15 protein-coding genes are annotated in these 14,814 nt (G+C 67.2%); 8 read left to right on the forward strand and 7 right to left on the reverse strand.

From position 1 onward, the window contains the following. Nucleotides 1–197: 197 nt before the first annotated feature. On the forward strand, nt 198–581 hold the full coding sequence (locus VK98_RS22845) for a hypothetical protein (RefSeq protein ID WP_053077387.1): 384 nt from the start codon (nt 198–200) through the stop codon (nt 579–581). A 38-nt stretch (nt 582–619) separates the two neighbouring features. On the opposite strand, the gene VK98_RS13545 is transcribed toward VK98_RS22845, so the two are convergent. Then, nucleotides 620–2,575 carry an FAD-dependent oxidoreductase gene (locus VK98_RS13545; RefSeq protein ID WP_048414546.1) on the reverse strand — a complete coding sequence of 652 codons (1,956 nt, stop codon included), beginning with the start codon at nt 2,573–2,575 and terminating at the stop codon, nt 620–622. A 138-nt stretch (nt 2,576–2,713) separates the two neighbouring features. Between VK98_RS13545 and VK98_RS13550 the strand changes: the two genes are divergently transcribed. Both VK98_RS13550 and VK98_RS13555 read left to right on the forward strand, forming a co-directional pair. Next, nucleotides 2,714–3,298 (forward strand): cupin domain-containing protein, encoded by a 585-nt coding sequence (locus tag VK98_RS13550; RefSeq protein ID WP_231589281.1) that lies wholly within the window; start codon nt 2,714–2,716, stop codon nt 3,296–3,298. 319 nt (nt 3,299–3,617) lie between these two features. Further along, nucleotides 3,618–4,652, forward strand: a complete 1,035-nt coding sequence (locus tag VK98_RS13555; protein WP_048414547.1) for a polyamine ABC transporter substrate-binding protein — start codon at nt 3,618–3,620, stop codon at nt 4,650–4,652. A 43-nt stretch (nt 4,653–4,695) separates the two neighbouring features. Here VK98_RS13555 and VK98_RS24435 read toward each other — a convergent pair whose 3' ends face one another. From VK98_RS24435 to VK98_RS13580, 5 genes are all read right to left on the reverse strand, one after another. Continuing rightward, a complete protein-coding gene (locus VK98_RS24435; RefSeq protein WP_048414548.1) occupies nt 4,696–6,126 on the reverse strand; it encodes a glycosyl hydrolase family 18 protein in 1,431 nt (476 codons plus the stop codon). Nucleotides 6,127–6,193: 67 nt separating this feature from the next. After that, nucleotides 6,194–6,826, reverse strand: coding sequence for a lytic polysaccharide monooxygenase auxiliary activity family 9 protein (locus VK98_RS13565; RefSeq protein ID WP_048414549.1), 633 nt, complete (start codon nt 6,824–6,826; stop codon nt 6,194–6,196). A gap of 103 nt (nt 6,827–6,929) precedes the next feature. Beyond that, entirely contained in the window at nt 6,930–7,751 is an 822-nt protein-coding gene (locus tag VK98_RS13570; protein WP_048414550.1) for a nucleotidyltransferase domain-containing protein, read from the reverse strand. A gap of 141 nt (nt 7,752–7,892) precedes the next feature. Further along, nucleotides 7,893–9,119, reverse strand: a complete 1,227-nt coding sequence (locus VK98_RS13575) for an RtcB family protein (protein ID WP_048414551.1) — start codon at nt 9,117–9,119, stop codon at nt 7,893–7,895. A gap of 112 nt (nt 9,120–9,231) precedes the next feature. Next, nucleotides 9,232–9,561, reverse strand: a complete 330-nt coding sequence (locus VK98_RS13580; RefSeq protein ID WP_156187869.1) for a hypothetical protein — start codon at nt 9,559–9,561, stop codon at nt 9,232–9,234. A gap of 86 nt (nt 9,562–9,647) precedes the next feature. Between VK98_RS13580 and rtcR the strand changes: the two genes are divergently transcribed. From rtcR to VK98_RS13600, 4 genes are all read left to right on the forward strand, one after another. Next, a complete protein-coding gene (gene rtcR, locus VK98_RS13585; protein ID WP_048414553.1) occupies nt 9,648–11,234 on the forward strand; it encodes an RNA repair transcriptional activator RtcR in 1,587 nt (528 codons plus the stop codon). 151 nt (nt 11,235–11,385) lie between these two features. Next, on the forward strand, nt 11,386–11,718 hold the full coding sequence (locus VK98_RS13590; RefSeq protein ID WP_048414554.1) for a metal-sulfur cluster assembly factor: 333 nt from the start codon (nt 11,386–11,388) through the stop codon (nt 11,716–11,718). Further along, the gene (locus VK98_RS13595; RefSeq protein WP_048414555.1) at nt 11,715–12,812 is read left to right on the forward strand and encodes a hypothetical protein; all 1,098 of its coding nucleotides are present in this window, start codon (nt 11,715–11,717) and stop codon (nt 12,810–12,812) included. The genes VK98_RS13590 and VK98_RS13595 overlap by 4 nt, the downstream gene beginning before the upstream one ends. Continuing rightward, a complete protein-coding gene (locus VK98_RS13600) occupies nt 12,809–13,213 on the forward strand; it encodes a hemerythrin domain-containing protein (protein WP_048414556.1) in 405 nt (134 codons plus the stop codon). Before VK98_RS13595 ends, VK98_RS13600 begins: the two co-directional genes overlap by 4 nt. Here VK98_RS13600 and VK98_RS13605 read toward each other — a convergent pair. After that, nucleotides 13,135–14,085 carry a LysR family transcriptional regulator gene (locus tag VK98_RS13605; protein ID WP_048414557.1) on the reverse strand — a complete coding sequence of 317 codons (951 nt, stop codon included), beginning with the start codon at nt 14,083–14,085 and terminating at the stop codon, nt 13,135–13,137. The two genes, VK98_RS13600 and VK98_RS13605, sit on opposite strands and share 79 nt — an antisense overlap. A gap of 102 nt (nt 14,086–14,187) precedes the next feature. Here VK98_RS13605 and VK98_RS13610 point away from each other — a divergent pair, with 102 nt between their 5' ends. Further along, the gene (locus VK98_RS13610; RefSeq protein ID WP_048414558.1) at nt 14,188–14,793 is read left to right on the forward strand and encodes a LysE family translocator; all 606 of its coding nucleotides are present in this window, start codon (nt 14,188–14,190) and stop codon (nt 14,791–14,793) included. The last annotated feature ends 21 nt before the right edge of the window (nt 14,794–14,814 follow it).

The following is a 14,814-nucleotide window of genomic DNA, read 5'->3' on the forward strand; positions in this document are numbered from 1 at the left end:
GCCTTAAAACCTGTTTACGATCAGCTGCGCGTTGGCGATACCGCGTTGAAAACGTCTTCAGAATGCTCATGTACCGTATGTACATTCCGCTTCTTCAGCCGTTTTCGCCTTGTCTCGCCTTAGCTCGCAAGATCGTAAACAGGTTTTTACGGCTTCGCCTATGGCTACCGCAATGAGGACAACCGCTGGAACAACTGTTGTTTCCGGTGACACACGGCTGCCTGTTCTACCCCGGCATGGCGGTGTTGCCCACCCATACGGTCTACAACGCCAACCGCCTTGCCGGCGCAGAACTGGACGCGGCCAAGGACGCCTGGCGGCGGAGGCTGCTTGGGGTGTTCGACGAACCTCCCATCCCCTTCCGCCGCCAGAACGGCGGCGATTACCCGGACGGCCATACTTTGGGCGAACAGGTAGCCGCCGACGCCAGCGGCCTGAGAACCTGTTCAAAGTCTGCTGCGCTTCAGCGATACGGCGTTAAAAACAAGCTCAAAATGCTCATGTACCACAAGTACATTCCGCTTTTTCGCTTGTTTTCGCCTTGTCTCGCCCTTGCTCGCGAGACTTTGAACAGGTTCTGACGGCGCACATCGTCGGCTGACGGCCGCCGGGCCGGCGGCTACAAGCGCCAGCCCAGCCGCATGCCTTCATAGACGGCTTCTTCCGCGGTGCGCGGCGCCAGGCAATCGCCTATCGCGTGCAGCTCGGCGCCGCAACCGCTCAACTCTTCCAATAAGCCATCCTCGGCCTGGTGCCCCTGACACAGCACCAGGCAGTCCACTTCGCTTTCCACCATCGCTTCCTCGCTGGCGGTGTGCAGCAGGTACACGCTGTCGTCGTCGTGGCCGTACAGCCGCGCGTACGGCGTCACCGTCACGCCGGCGCGCTGCAATTGGCCGGCCAGGTGGTCGCGCACATACATTTGCAACGCTTCGCCGGCATGGGTGCCGTTGACCGCCAGCCTCACCTGGTGGCCGGCGGCGGCCAGCCGCAGCGCGATGCCGGGGCCGGTCCAGTCGCAACGCCAGTCCGCCACCAGCACATTGCCGCCCCGCACCGCTTCGCCGCGCAATATTTGCCAGGCGTCCAGCACTTGCATGGCGCCGCCGCCTTCCAGCGCCGGCCAGCGCGGCCGCGCGCCGGTGGCCACCACCACCGCGTCCGGGGCCAGCCGCCGCACCAGTTCGCGGTCCACCCTGGCGTTGCGCTTCACTTCCACGCCGGCCAGTTGCAACTCCCGTTCCAGATTGGTGATCAGGCCGCCGAATTCGGCGCGGCCGGGCAGCTGTTGCGCCAGCAGCGCCTGGCCGCCCAGTTGCGGGCCGGCCTCGTACAGGCTGACCTGGTGGCCGCGTTGCGCCGCGATCACCGCCGCCTTCATGCCGGCCGGGCCGCCGCCGGCCACCAGCACCCGCCGCGGCGCGGCGGCCGGCCGCAGTTCGCCGTATTCCAGTTCGCGGCCGCTTTGCGGGTGTTGGATGCAGGAGATGGGCAGGCCGCGGTGGAAACGGCCGATACAGGCCTGGTTGCAGCCTATGCAGGCGCGGATGTCGTCATGCCGGCCCTGTTCGGCCTTGACCGGCAGTTCCGGGTCGCAAATCAGCGCGCGGGTCATGCCGCAGCCGTCGGCCTGGCCGCCGGCCAGCAGTTGTTCGGCCTCCTGCGGCTGGTTGATGCGCCCGGCCAAGAGCACCGGGATGCTCAGCGCGCGCTTGAAGCGCGCCGCCTGCGCCGCCAGATAGGCGGCCGGCAGCGCCATCGGCGGCGCGATGTGGATGGCGGCGCCCAGGGTGGCGGAGCTGCCGGCCACCAGGCTGACGTAGTCCAATTCGTTCTCCAGCGCCAGTGTGGCCGCCAGCGCCAGTTCGGCGTCCATGCCCTCGCCTTCTTCCTCGCCGGCGGAGATGCGCAGGCCCACCACGAAGCCCGGCCCGCCGCCGGCGCGGGCGGCGGCCACCGCTTCGCGCAGGAAGCGCAGCCGGCCGGCATCGTCGCCGCCGTAGCCGTCTTGGCGGCGGTTGACTTGCGGGTTGAGGAATTGCGCCGGCAAATAGCCGTGGCTGGCGACGATCTCGGCGCCGTCCACGCCGGCGGCGCGCAGCCGCCGCGCCGCCGCGCCGTAGCCGGCGATGATTTCGTCTATCATTTCGCGGCTCAGCGCGCGCGGCTGCACGTGGAAGCGCTCGCTGGGCGTCGCCGACGGCGCGTAGGCCACGCTGAGCAGGCCGTCGGCGCTTTCCATGATTTCGCGGCCGGGGTGGAACAGCTGGGCGAACAGCTTGCAGCCTTCGGCGTGCACCGCCTCGGCCAGTTGCCGGTAGCCGGGCACGCAGCTGTCGTCGGTGGCCATCAGGGCGTGGGAGGTGTAGCGCGCGGTTTCGTGGACGCCGGAGACTTGCAGCACGATCAGGCCGACGCCGCCGCGCGCTCGCGCCCGGTGGTAGGCCACCAGCGCCGGGCTGACCCGGCCGTCCTCCGGCAACACGGTGTCGTGTCCAGTGGACATGATACGATTCTTCAACAACGCCGGGCCGATGCGCAGCGGGGAGAACAGCAGGGGGAACAAGGTGCTCATCGCGTGGACCTTTGATCGGGTTTGGCGGACGCCATCGCTGTGGCTTTTTGATTTTGCTTAAATTAAAATTTATTGCAAATTTTTTTAATAAAATTCAAGCATGAACCGCGGCCAAGCGCCGCCGCACAGGATTTCATCGTGAGCAAAAACGCAACATCCGCCGTCGAAGCCCCGCTGCAGCTGGGCGCCCGCATCCGCCAGCTGCGCAAGCGCCAGGGCCTGACGCTGAGCCGGCTGGCCGAAACCAGCGGCTTGTCGGTGGGCCACATCAGCCTGATCGAGCGCGAGCTGGCCCAGCCGTCCATCAACGCGCTGGTCAATATCGCCCGCAGCCTGGGGGTGACGGTGCAATGGTTTTTCAACGACGCCGCCGAGCAGGCCGCGGACGAGAAGGACTATATCGTGCGCCGCGAGCAACGGCCGCGGCTGGATTATAAGAACGGTTTCGTCGACCACTTGCTGACGCCCCGAAACCAGCGCCAGCTGGAGATGATCCACTGTCTGATCCCGCCCGGCGCCAGCTGCGACGAGGGTTACAGCCACAACGGCGAGGAAGCCGGCTTCGTGCTCAAGGGTTCGCTGGAGCTGTTCGTCGGCGAGCGCCAGTTTCACCTGGAACAGGGCGACAGCTTCGCCTATTCCAGCAGCGAACCGCACCGCTACCGCAATCCGGGTAGCGAGGAGACCGTTGTGGTCTGGGTGATTACCCCGCCCAGCTACTAAGAGCCGCTAACAAAACCCCCGACCCTGCGTTGCGCCTCCTTGTCGTACTACGGGTACGGCCTGCGTCGGCGCGCCTTGGCTCAGGCACGCTGCGCGGCTTTGTTAGCGGCTCAAGAACCTGTTCCAAATAAAGCCGCTGCCCCAGCGGCTTTTTGCTTGTCTCGCCCTGCCTCGCCGGCGCCGCGCGCAGCAAAGCCATCCGACTCCGCAACAGTTTTTTAATAAAATCAAAATAAATTTTACAGTTTTTTGATCGCTTCCTAGACTGTCCGGACCGGCAAGGATAAGCCGGCCACGCAGCATCCAGAGGAGAGAGATCATGAAATTGACGCATCTGAGCATCGCCGCCTGCCTGTTGGCCGGCGGCGTCGCCTCCGCCAGCGAGTTGGTGGTGGTGTCCTACGGCGGCGAGAACCAGGCGGCGCAGTCGCGCGCTTATTACGCGCCTTATCAGCGCCAAAACGGCGTGCGCATCGTCGCAGACGCCTGGAACGGCGAGTTCGCCAAGATCAAGGCGATGGCGGCCACCGGCCGCGTGCGCTGGGACGCGGTGGAGGTGGACGCCGCGGCGCAGGGCCGCGGCTGTGAGGAGGGTTTGCTGGAGAAGCTGGATTACCGGCGGATAGGCGACAAGGCGGACTTCGTGCCCGGCGCGGTCCAGCCCTGCGCCATCGGCATGTTCCTGGCCTCCATGGTGCTGGCCTACAACGAGGACAAGCTGAAAACCGCGCCGCAGAGCTGGCAGGATTTCTGGGACGTGAAGCGTTTCCCCGGCAAGCGGGCCTTGCGCCGCGGCGCGCCCTACACGCTGGAGATTGCGTTGATGGCGGACGGCGTGCCGCCGGCCGAGGTCTACAAGACCTTGTCCACGCCGGCCGGGGTGGACCGCGCCTTTCGCAAGCTGGACCAGCTCAAGCCCCATATCCAGTGGTGGGAAAGCGGCGCCCAGCCGCCGCAGTATCTGTTGTCCGGCGACGTGACGATGAGTTCGTCCTACAACGGCCGCATCAGCCTGGCGCGGCGCGAGGGCCGCAAGCTGCGCATGGTGTGGCGCAACAACATCAGCGAGTTCAGTTACTGGGCCATTCCCAAGGGTTCGCCCAATAAGGACGAGGCGCTGAAGTTCATCGCCTTCGCCAGCCGGCCGGAGCCGCAAAAGCTGTATTCGGAGCAGATGCCTTACGGCCCCAGCAACCGCAAGGCGCTGGGCCTGCTGCCGGCCGCGGTCCAGGCGGAGCTGCCCAGCCACCCGGCCAATATGGCCAGCGCGCTGGCGATGGACGCCGCGTTCTGGACCGACCACGGCGAGGCGCTGGAGCAGCGCTTCTCCAGTTGGGCGGCCAAGCGGCAATAAAAAGCGGCGGCCGGCCCCTGCAAGGCCCGCCGCCGCGCTCAGCTCACGCCGGCCGCCACAGGGTGAAGGCCACGTCCGGCGTCCAGCCGGGGTTGGAGCGGTGGGCTTGCAGGCAGCGGTAATGGCCGCCCTGATAGCTGACGCCGTCGTCCACTTGGTAGTCGTGCTCGTTCAGCCACTCCGGATACTCCGGCTCCGGCTCGCCGCCGCTGGTGCTGACGGTCACGCTGTTGCTGGGGCCGGAGGCCTGGCCGGCGGCGTCCAGCGCGGTGACGAAGTAGCGGTAGGCGGTGCCGGGCTGCAGGCCGCTGTCCAGATAGTTGAGCGCGCCGGTCTGGCCCGCCGGCTGGCCGTCGCGGTGCAGCTGGTAATGCGTCACCGGCTGCTCGCCGCCCTGGGAAGCTTCCCAGCTCAGGCTGATGGCGGTGTCGCTGCGGCTGTCCGCCTTGAGGTTTTGCGGCGCGCCGGGGCGGCCGCCGCCGCTGTCGCCGTGGATCAGTTCGGCGTAGTCGCGGACAAAACCCCAGTCATAGGGCCGGCCGCCGGCGTCGCGCCCGGCGTCCCAGTTGACGGACCAGGTCATCAAGCCGCGAATGGGGTTGCCGTCCGCAGCCAAGCGACTGAAGGCGCGGTACACCGCGCCGGGGTCCGCCGCGTAGCCGGTGGCGGCGGCGTCGTTGTTGGCCGGCAGGCCGATGGCGAACTTGTCCGCCGGGATGCTCAGGTAGCCGCGGGTGCCGTTGATCAGGCTGTCGGTCAGGTAATAGAGGAAGTCTTCCTTTTGCTCCTGGTTGTCCTGGGACAGCCAGGCGTTCAGCTCGTCCACCCAGACGCCGTCGCCGCCCTGGTTGTAGTACTGCGGGGCGATGAAGTCGTAATAGCCGTCCAGCGCGGCGAGGTAAGGCGCGTATTTGTCGCCCACTTTCAGATAGGGAAACTCCGGCGCCATGCTGATGATGAAGTGGCGGCCCTCGGCTGCGTAGTGGTCCTTGACCCGCTTGAGCGCGGCCGGAATCACCGTGCTGTTGTCGGCGGCGGCGATGGCGCTTTGCTCCAGGTCGATGTCCAGGCCGTCGAAGCCGTAGGTCTCCGCCAGGCGGATGATTTCGTCGGCCAGCGCCTGCTCTTGCCCGGCATGCAGCTCGATGTGGGCGTCCGCGCCGCCCAGCGAGATCAGTACCGCCCGCCCCTGACGGTTGAGTTCGCCCACTTGTTCGCGGAAGGCCTGATCGCTCAGATTGTAGGGTTTGAAGGTGGGAATGCCGGCGCCCTTCATGAAGGCCACCGCCACGATGTTGTAGTCGGCCGGGGTTTCCGCCAGCGGCAGGTCCGCGGACTGGCCGCGCTGGTAGCCGTTGCCCGGCTCCGACGGCCAGTTGTGCCAGAAACCCATCAAGAAGTTGCCCGCAATCTCCGGCATCAACGCGGCGTCGTCGCTCAACGCGCGCCGTTCCGGCTTGGCGAATTGATTCATCTGCCCTTCCTTTCATGGAGGCGACGGCGGCGGCCCAGGCCGCCGCGCGTGGCGCGAAGCGCGTCGATCAGCTGAAGTCGAAGTCGATCACTTGGTAGAAGGCGTTGCCGGTGTCGGCCACTTCCCACACCGCCAGCACCACGTGGTAGCCCTGGCGCTCCGGCAGCCTGACATTGTGGATAGTGGGCTCCGGCGGCATCAGTTCGGCACCGTGGGACCAGTACGGCTGGGCGGTCAGCTCCACTTTGTGGAAGGGCTCGGATTCGAACTGGGCGCGGCTCAGCGGCTGGTTGGGGTTCCAGCCGGCCTTGGTGATGAAGTAGTTCCAGCGCCGGGTCAGGTGGATCGCGTGGTAGCTCCAGTGGAATTCCTGCGTCTGGCCGGATTTGACCGGGTGCTTGTGCCAACGCTCGGCGCTCTGCTCGTCCAGCACCGCGGCGAAGGCCTGGCCGGCGCTGGCGATTTTGCCGTCCGCCGGCGGCGCCACATTGGCCACGTCGTCCGGCGCCAGCGGGTCGCGCAGGCCGCCCGCGACGGCGGGGAAGAATTTGCCGCCTTCCAGGCCGTTGACCTGCCAGCTCAGCAGCGGGCATTGGGCGTTGACGCCGTCCACGCAGAACTGGCCGCGCGACTCCGGCTGGAACACTTGGCCATGGCGTGGCTGCTGGCCAGGCCTGGATTCGACATTGGTGTAGCTCATCAGGATACCCCCGGGTTGATGTCAGAACGGCGGCGACCGGCGCGAGCCGGACCGCCTGCCGCCAACATCTTATTATCCCGATGGAATGCGCAATGCTGTCCTTTCAGCTGGACACCAATCCCAGTTCATGGTCTAGCGGCCTGGCCAGCCGCCACAGCGCCTGGTCCAGACGCGCGTTGTCGCCACAGGGCGTGGGCAACGCCGGCGCCGGTTCCGCCGCCGCCAGCTGCTGTTCGATGAAGGCGTGGATGCGCGGGCGGCGCGGTCCGCGCATCGACTCGCCGCAGGCTATCTTCACCGCCAGCAGTTGGTTGATCTCGGCGGCCAGTCCGGCGTCGTCCACCACGCCGGCCAGCTGGGCGAAGCGCGTCGGCGGCATGCCGCGTCCGGCGTCCAGCCAGCGCACCGCCAGCAAGGCCCTCAGCACGTACAGGTATTTTTTCAGGCACACGCTGTCGCCTTGCAGATGGGCGTTGAAGTTCTTGCGCGCCATCGCCAGGTAATGCCAGCGGCACTTGAGGTCCGAGCGGAAATCCGGCGCCAAGCCGCGCAGCAGGCGCAAGGCCTGCGGGTCCGCCCGGTACACCAGCGGCGATTGCAGCCATTCGCACAGCGTGGGGTTGGAGCCTTGCAGCAGGCGCAGCGCCTTGCGCAACTCCCAGCCGCTGATGTCCAGCTCATCGTTGATCGGCAGTTCGATCACGTCGCGCTGCGGCATCACGCGCAGATACCATTCCGGCTCGTGCACGTAGATGAAGCGCACGTCGTAATCGCTGTCCGGCGACGGAAAGCCCCAGGCGCGGCTGCCAGATTCGCAGGCGTAGAGCACCCGCACCCGGTGCCGCCGTTCCAGCGCGTCCAGTTCGCGCCGCACCCGCTCGCGCATCGCGTCTTCCAGCGGGTGTTGAAATAAAAATTCTCGCATTGTCTTTGTCTCCAGGCCGTCGGCGGAGCCTCCCGCCCAGCCGACGCCTTGCATTAGAACCGGCTCAATGTCCGCCGCGCGCCGGCCAAACGGCTAGCAAAGGACATTAAAAACCGCGCGCGCCGGATGGCGAACCAGTCCTCATCCTTTCACGCACACCACCTGACGCAAGGTATGCACCACTTCCACCAGGCTGGATTGCGCCGCCATCACCGCGTCGATGTCTTTGTAGGCCATCGGGATTTCGTCGATCACCTCCGCGTCCTTGCGGCATTCCACATGGGCGGTGGCGCGGCGCTGATCGTCTATGTCAAAGCGGCGCTTGGCTTCGGAGCGGCTCATCGCGCGGCCGGCGCCGTGGCTGCAGGAACAGAAGGCTTCTTCATTGCCCAGACCACGCACGATGAAGCTCTTGGCGCCCATGGAGCCGGGAATGATGCCCAGCTGGCCTTTGTGCGCGGCCACCGCGCCCTTGCGCGTCACCAGCACCTCGCGGCCGAAGTGGGTTTCGCGCTGCACGTAGTTGTGGTGGCAGTTCACCGCCTCCACTTCGGCGTCGAAGGGCTTGGCGATCACGCCGCGCGCGGCGTCCACCGCCTGGCGCATCATCAGTTGGCGGTTTTGGCGCGCATAGTCCTGCGCCCAGCCCACCGCTTCCACGTAGTCGTCGAAATGGCGGCTGCCTTCTTCGAAATAAGCCAGTTCGCGGTGCGGCAGATTGGCGATGTGCCGCCGCATATCCGCCTGGGCCAGTTCGATGAACAGATTGCCGATGGCGTTGCCCACGCCGCGCGAACCGGAGTGCAGCATGAACCAGACGCGGTCCGCTTCGTCCAGACACACCTCGACGAAGTGATTGCCGGTGCCCAGCGTGCCCAGGTGGAGGCGGTTATTGGTTTTCGCCAGTTTGGGATATTTGGCCGTGATGGCGTCGAAGCCCGGCAGCAGCCGCGCCCAGGCGGCGTCCACGCCGGCCGGCGGCTGCTGCCAAGCGCCTTTGTCGCGCCCGGAACGGGAGGGGCTGCGGCCGTGCGGCACCGCGGCTTCGATCGCGCCGCGCAGGCCGCCCAGCTGGTCCGGCAGGTCCGCGGCGCTCAAGGTGGTGCGCGCCGCCATCATGCCGCAGCCGATGTCCACGCCCACCGCCGCCGGAACGACGGCGCCCACGGTGGGGATCACGCTGCCTATGGTGGAGCCCTTGCCCAGGTGCACGTCCGGCATCACCGCCAAGTGCCGGAAGATGAAGGGCAGCTGCGCGGTTTGCAGCAGTTGCTCGCGCGCGGCGTCTTCCACCGGGACGCCTTGCGTCCACATCTTGATGGGCGCGCCGTTGGCCGCCAGCAGGGTTTGATAGGGATTCACGGTCATATTCTTGTCTTTCTTTGTGCATATCGGTTTTTTGAGCGGCGAACAAAACACCTGATGCTGCGTTGCGCCGACTTGCCGTACCCAAGTACTGCCTGCGTCGGCGCGCCTTGCCTCAGACGTGAAACTGACTATTGTTAGCCCCTCTTAAGAACCTGCGCTCGATCTGCTGCGCCATGGCGGCTTGGACCAGGGCGTTGTCAACGGCGTCGGAATGCTCGGACAGCCACTGCACATTCCGCTTCTTCCGCTGCTTCGCCTTGCCCCGCTCTTGCTCGCTGGATCGTGAACAGGCTCTTGGCGCGCCGTCGGCGCGCATCGCCCCAAGGCGCGGACAGGCTTGCGCCTCCGCGCCCGTTCCGCTTATTGCCAGAATCGTGCCAGCTTCATGACCGCTCGAAATAAAATGATCAAGCCATTGATTAAACAATAACAAACCTTCCATTCAACGCCGATCCGCCGGTTTTCGCAAAAACACAGACAAGTCTTTTTTGATAAAATAATCTATTCAATTATCCAAATAGATAAGATATGCGCAACAGAGTGGCGATTGGTTTCCTGGGCACGGTGCTGGACCGGCGCGGCCACGGCGCCGAGCGCTGGAAGAAATGGCGGCCCTCGGTGGGCATTTGCGCCCAGCCCGAGATGCCGCTGCGGCGGCTGGAACTGCTGCACGACAACCATCATTCGCGGCTGGCGCAGCTGACGGCGCAGGACATCGCCGCGGTGTCGCCGGGCACCGAGGTCCGGCTGCATCCGGTCAATCTGCAAGACCCATGGGATTTCGAGGAGATGTACGCGGCGCTGCACGACTTCGCCGCGCGCTACGCTTTCGACACCGAACGCGAGGATTACCTGGTCCACATCACCACCGGCACCCACGTGGCGCAGATTTGCTGGTTTCTGCTCACCGAATCCCGCCACCTGCCGGCGCGGCTGCTGCAAAGCTCGCCGGCGCGCCAGGGCCAGCGCCTGGCCGGCGAGGTCAGCCTCATCGACCTGGATCTGTCGCGCTACGACCAGATCGCGCAACGTTTCCGCCAGGAGAGCGACGACACCGTGTCCTTTCTCAAGTCCGGCATCGCCACCCGCAACCCGCGCTTCAACCGCATGATCGAGCAGATCGAGCGGGTAGCGGTGCGCTCCGACGCTCCCATCCTGCTCAGCGGCCCCACCGGCGCCGGCAAAAGCCAGCTGGCGCGCCGGCTGTATCAGCTGAAAAAGACGCGCCACCGGCTGGACGGCCGCTTTGTCGAGGTCAATTGCGCCACCTTGCGCGGCGACAGCGCGATGTCGGCCCTGTTCGGCCATGTGAAGGGCGCGTTCACCGGCGCGCACGCCGAACGCTTCGGCCTGTTGCGCAGCGCGGACGGCGGCATGCTATTCCTGGACGAGATAGGCGAGCTGGGCCTGGACGAGCAGGCGATGCTGCTCAAGGCCATAGAAGAAAAACGCTTCTTCCCCTTTGGCGGCGATTGCGAGGTGCACAGCAATTTCCAGCTGATCTGCGGCACGGTGCGGGACTTGCGCCAATGGGTGCGCGCCGGCCGTTTCCGCGAGGACTTGTACGCGCGCATCAATCTGTGGAGCTTCGACCTGCCCGGCCTGGCCGAGCGCCGCGAGGACATCGAGCCCAATCTGGAGTTCGAGCTGGCGCGCCACGCCGAGCAGCACGGCCAGCGCGCCCGCTTCAACGCCGAGGCGCGTCGCGCCTACCTCGCCTTCGCCGCCTCGCCGCAGGCGCGCTGGCAGGGCAACTTCCGCGAGCTGTCCGCCTCGGTCACGCGGATGGCCACGCTGGCCGACGCCGGCCGCATCGACGAGGAAGGCGTCAGCGAAGAGATCGCGCGGCTGCGCCACGGCTGGCAAGAGCAGGCGTCGGAAGAGGCGCTGGCGGCGCTGGACCCGGAGCGGCTGGCTCAGCTGGACTTGTTCGACCGCATGCAGCTGGAGGGCGTGCTGCGCGTCTGCCGCGACTCGGCCTCTCTGTCCGAGGCCGGCCGCCGGCTGTTCGCCGCCTCGCGCCAGCTCAAGGCCCAGCCCAACGACGCGGACCGGCTGCGCAAATACCTGGCGCGCTTCGGCCTGGATTGGGAGCGGGTGCGGCGTTGCGATTAAGAGCGGCCAACAAAACGCCTGACGCCGCCTTGCCTCAGACGTGAAACCGGCACTGTCAGCCGCGCTAAGCTGAACGGCCTATTGCCCGGCCGCCTCCGCCGGCGTAGCATCCATAAGGTGTAAAAAATATATACCTTAAAAGGCGACCTCCATGCCGGACCCCCTCTCCCCCGAACAGCAGCAGGAAGTGGACTTGGCGCGCGGCCTGCTGCGCCAGGTCATAGACCCGGAAATCGGCGTCAACATCATCGATCTGGGCCTGGTCTACCGCATCGACCCGCAGCCGGAGCGGCTGTTGATCGAGATGACCATGACCTCGCCCGCCTGTCCGATGGGCGAAATGATTCTGGACGAAGTGGAATTCGCGCTCACCCACGGCCTGCCGCCGCAGCGCCGCATCCACGTCGATCTGGTCTGGGAGCCGGCCTGGTCGCCGGAACGGATGAGCGAGGACAGCCGTCGTCATTTCGGCTGGCAGGCATGAGTCCGGCGCAGGCGTGGCGGCTGCCCTGGCTGGGCCTGGCCGCGCTGGCCCTGCTCTGCGGCGCGTTGGCCGGCCTGGCGCGCCTGGGCTGGGCGGTGCCGGCCGCGACAGCGTCGCTGGCCGGCTGGCACGGCGCGCTGATGATAGGCGCCTTCTTCGGCGGCGTGATCAGCTTGGAGCGGGCGGTGGCCTTGAACCGCCGCTGGGCCTTGCTGGCGCCGGCGGCAGCCGGCCTGTCCGGCCTGAGTCTGATCGCCGGCCTGCCGCCGTTGGCGGCGCAGTGGCTGCAGACGCTGGCCTCCGTCGTCTTGCTGGCCGGCGGCGTCCAGGTGCTGCGACGTCATGCCGCCGCCTTCACCCTGACCCTGGCCACCGCCGCGCTGTGTTGGCTGATCGGCAACCTGGCCTGGCGGCTGGGCGGGGATGTGCAGCCGGCCATTCCCTGGTGGCTGGCCTTCCTGATTCTGACCATTGCCGGCGAACGGCTGGAGCTGACCCGCTTGCTGCCGCTGCAGCCTTCGGCCCGGCGCGGCTTCGCGCTGGCGGCCCTGGCGCTGGGCGGCGGCGCCGCCTTGAGCCTGTGGCGGCCGGACATCGGCCTGCGGCTGTACGCGGCGGCCTTGCTGGCGCTGGCCGTCTGGCTGCTGCGCCACGACATCGCCCGGCGCAACGCGCGCCAGCGCGGGCTGACCCGCTACATCGCCGTCGCCCTGCTCTGCGGTTACGGCTGGCTGGCCATCGCCGGCGTCTTGGGCCTGACCGGCGCGCTGCTGCCCGGTCATCCCTGGCGCGACGCGGCCTTGCACGCGATGGGCCTGGGCTTTGTGTTTTCCATGGTGTTCGGCCACGCGCCCATCATCATCCCGGCGCTGACGCGGCTGAAGCTGCCTTACCGTCCCGCCTTCTACGCGCCGCTGGCGGCGCTGCACCTGTCCTTGCTGCTGCGGCTGTACGGCATGCTGGACGGCGCTTTCGCCTGGCGGCGCGCGGCCGGCCTGCTCAATGCGCTGACGCTGCTGTGTTTCCTCGTCCTGCTGCTGAGCAGCCTGCGCCGCGGCCGCGCGCCTTCCCACTCTCCGGACTCCTCTTCATGAAACGACACCCCGCCTTGCTGGAATTGTCCCGCGAACATCACCAGGCGCTGAAAATGGCGCGTCAGGCGCGCTTGGCCGCCGCCAGCGGCGAGCCGGAACGCCAGGCCAGCCTGGCCGCCGAGCTGCGCGTCTGGAGCGCCGACGCGCTGGAACGGCATTTCGCGGAAGAAGAAAGCACGCTATTCCCACGGCTGGCGCGCACCGAACACGCAGCGCTGGCCGCTCGCGCGCTGGACGAGCACCGCCGGCTGCGCGCGCTGATCGCGGAATTGGCGACCCCGGACGCGACGACGCTGGCGCGCTTCGCCGAATTGATGGAGGCTCACGTGCGCTTTGAGGAGCGCGAGTTGTTCGAATGCTTGCAGTCCGACCTGGCGGCTGCCCAGCCAGCCTCGGGCTGACTAGCCAGGTCCCGCGCCATCTGCCGGCGCAACCACTCCAACACCGCCTGCCGGCGCGCGTCGCCGTCGAAGGGGCGCGGCGACAGCAGCACATAGCTGGAACCGTCGGCGCGGAAGCCCTCCGGCGCCGTCAGCTGGCCCAGCGCCAAGGCGTCCGCCGCCATGTAGACGGAGGCGATGGCCAGTCCCAACCCGGCCTCGGCCGCCTGCAGGCTGAGATAGAAGTGTTCGAAACGGCCCGCCTCGGCGCTCGCGCTCTCGCCTTGCGCCGCCAGCCAACGGCTCCAGGCCTCCGGCCTGCTATCCGCGTGCAGCAGCGGCAGGCCGCGCCAATCGCCGCCGGCCGCGCTCAGCCGCGCCGGCGCGCACACCGGCCCCACGCATTCGCGCGCCACTTCCGCCGCGTGGTCGCCCAGGCCCCAGCCGCTGTCGTCGCGGCGCAGCGCCAGGTCTATTCTCTGTGAGGAAAAATCAACTTTCCCGCCGGCGGCGGACAGCAGGAGCTCGATGTCGGGATGATCGGCCTGAAACGCCGGCAGCCGCGGAATCAGCCAACGCATCATGATGGTGGGCTCGCAAGACAGCCGCAGCGGCGCGTCCGCCTGCCGCCGCGCCCGGGCCGCCCCCTGCTCCAGCACGCGCAGCGCTTCGGCGCAGCTGTGGCGAAAGCTTTCCCCGGCGGCCGTCAGGAATACCGCCCGGTTGCGCCGCTCGAACAAGGCCACGCCCAAACCCTCCTCCAATTGCCTGACCTGGCGGCTGACCGCGCCGTGAGTCACGCACAGCTCGGCGGCGGCCTTGACGAAGCTGCCGTGGCGCGCGGCGGCCTCGAACACGCGCACCGCGTTCAAGGCGGGAATGCGATAGCTCATCTGTGATTTTTCCTCACGCAATGCACCGACAATAAATCGATTTTGGCCGCGCGCCAAGTCCGCGACAATCAGCCGGGTTTCCACCATGAAAGTCTTGTCGCGATGAATGAATTTCTGACCGTTGCCCTGCTCACCCTGCTCGCCGTGATCAGCCCCGGCGCCGATTTCGCCGTCATCACCCGCAACAGCCTGCAATACGGACGCGGCCACGGGGTGCTGGGCGCCTGCGGCATCGCGCTGGGGGTGCAGTTCCACGTGCTGTGCGCGTTGCTGGGCCTCAGCCTGCTGCTCAGCCGCACGCCGTGGCTGCTGGCCGGCTTCAAGCTGCTGGGCGCAGGCTACTTGCTGTACATCGGCTACCGCACCTTCATCCAGCCGCCGCTGGCCGCCGGCCCCGCGGAACACGGCGGCCGGCAGAGCGCCTGGGCCGCGTTGCGCGCCGGTCTGCTGTGCAATGCGCTCAACCCAAAGACCTCGCTGTTCGTGCTCAGCCTGTTCAGCCAGGCGGTGAACGCGGACACGCCGCCGGCGCTGCGCGCGGGCTACGGCCTATTCATTTCCGCCGCCCACCTGGCCTGGTTCGCGCTGGTGGCCGTGCTGTTCACCCAGCCGCGGCTGCACGCCGGCATGCTGCGCTGGCAGCGCGGCCTGAACCGCGGCATAGGCTGCGCCTTGATCGGACTGGGCGCCGCGTTGGCGCTGCGCTGAAACCGCCCATTTGTCATCAAA

The organism is Chromobacterium sp. LK11, from assembly GCF_001043705.1.
GTDB lineage: Bacteria > Pseudomonadota > Gammaproteobacteria > Burkholderiales > Chromobacteriaceae > Chromobacterium > Chromobacterium alkanivorans.

Bases quoted from the DNA above. Each gene is read 5' to 3' on its own strand.
- VK98_RS13565 (WP_048414549.1), bottom strand. From the start codon at position 6,826: ATGAGCTACACCAATGTCGAATCCAGGCCTGGCCAGCAGCCACGCCAT.
- VK98_RS13610 (WP_048414558.1), top strand. From the start codon at position 14,188: ATGAATGAATTTCTGACCGTTGCCCTGCTCACCCTGCTCGCCGTGATC.
- VK98_RS13600 (WP_048414556.1), top strand. From the start codon at position 12,809: ATGAAACGACACCCCGCCTTGCTGGAATTGTCCCGCGAACATCACCAG.
- VK98_RS13545 (WP_048414546.1), bottom strand. From the start codon at position 2,575: ATGAGCACCTTGTTCCCCCTGCTGTTCTCCCCGCTGCGCATCGGCCCG.
- rtcR (WP_048414553.1), top strand. From the start codon at position 9,648: ATGCGCAACAGAGTGGCGATTGGTTTCCTGGGCACGGTGCTGGACCGG.
- VK98_RS13575 (WP_048414551.1), bottom strand. From the start codon at position 9,119: ATGACCGTGAATCCCTATCAAACCCTGCTGGCGGCCAACGGCGCGCCC.
- VK98_RS13595 (WP_048414555.1), top strand. From the start codon at position 11,715: ATGAGTCCGGCGCAGGCGTGGCGGCTGCCCTGGCTGGGCCTGGCCGCG.
- VK98_RS24435 (WP_048414548.1), bottom strand. From the start codon at position 6,126: ATGAATCAATTCGCCAAGCCGGAACGGCGCGCGTTGAGCGACGACGCC.
- VK98_RS13590 (WP_048414554.1), top strand. From the start codon at position 11,386: ATGCCGGACCCCCTCTCCCCCGAACAGCAGCAGGAAGTGGACTTGGCG.
- VK98_RS13555 (WP_048414547.1), top strand. From the start codon at position 3,618: ATGAAATTGACGCATCTGAGCATCGCCGCCTGCCTGTTGGCCGGCGGC.
- VK98_RS13580 (WP_156187869.1), bottom strand. From the start codon at position 9,561: ATGGAAGGTTTGTTATTGTTTAATCAATGGCTTGATCATTTTATTTCG.
- VK98_RS13605 (WP_048414557.1), bottom strand. From the start codon at position 14,085: ATGAGCTATCGCATTCCCGCCTTGAACGCGGTGCGCGTGTTCGAGGCC.
- VK98_RS13570 (WP_048414550.1), bottom strand. From the start codon at position 7,751: ATGCGAGAATTTTTATTTCAACACCCGCTGGAAGACGCGATGCGCGAG.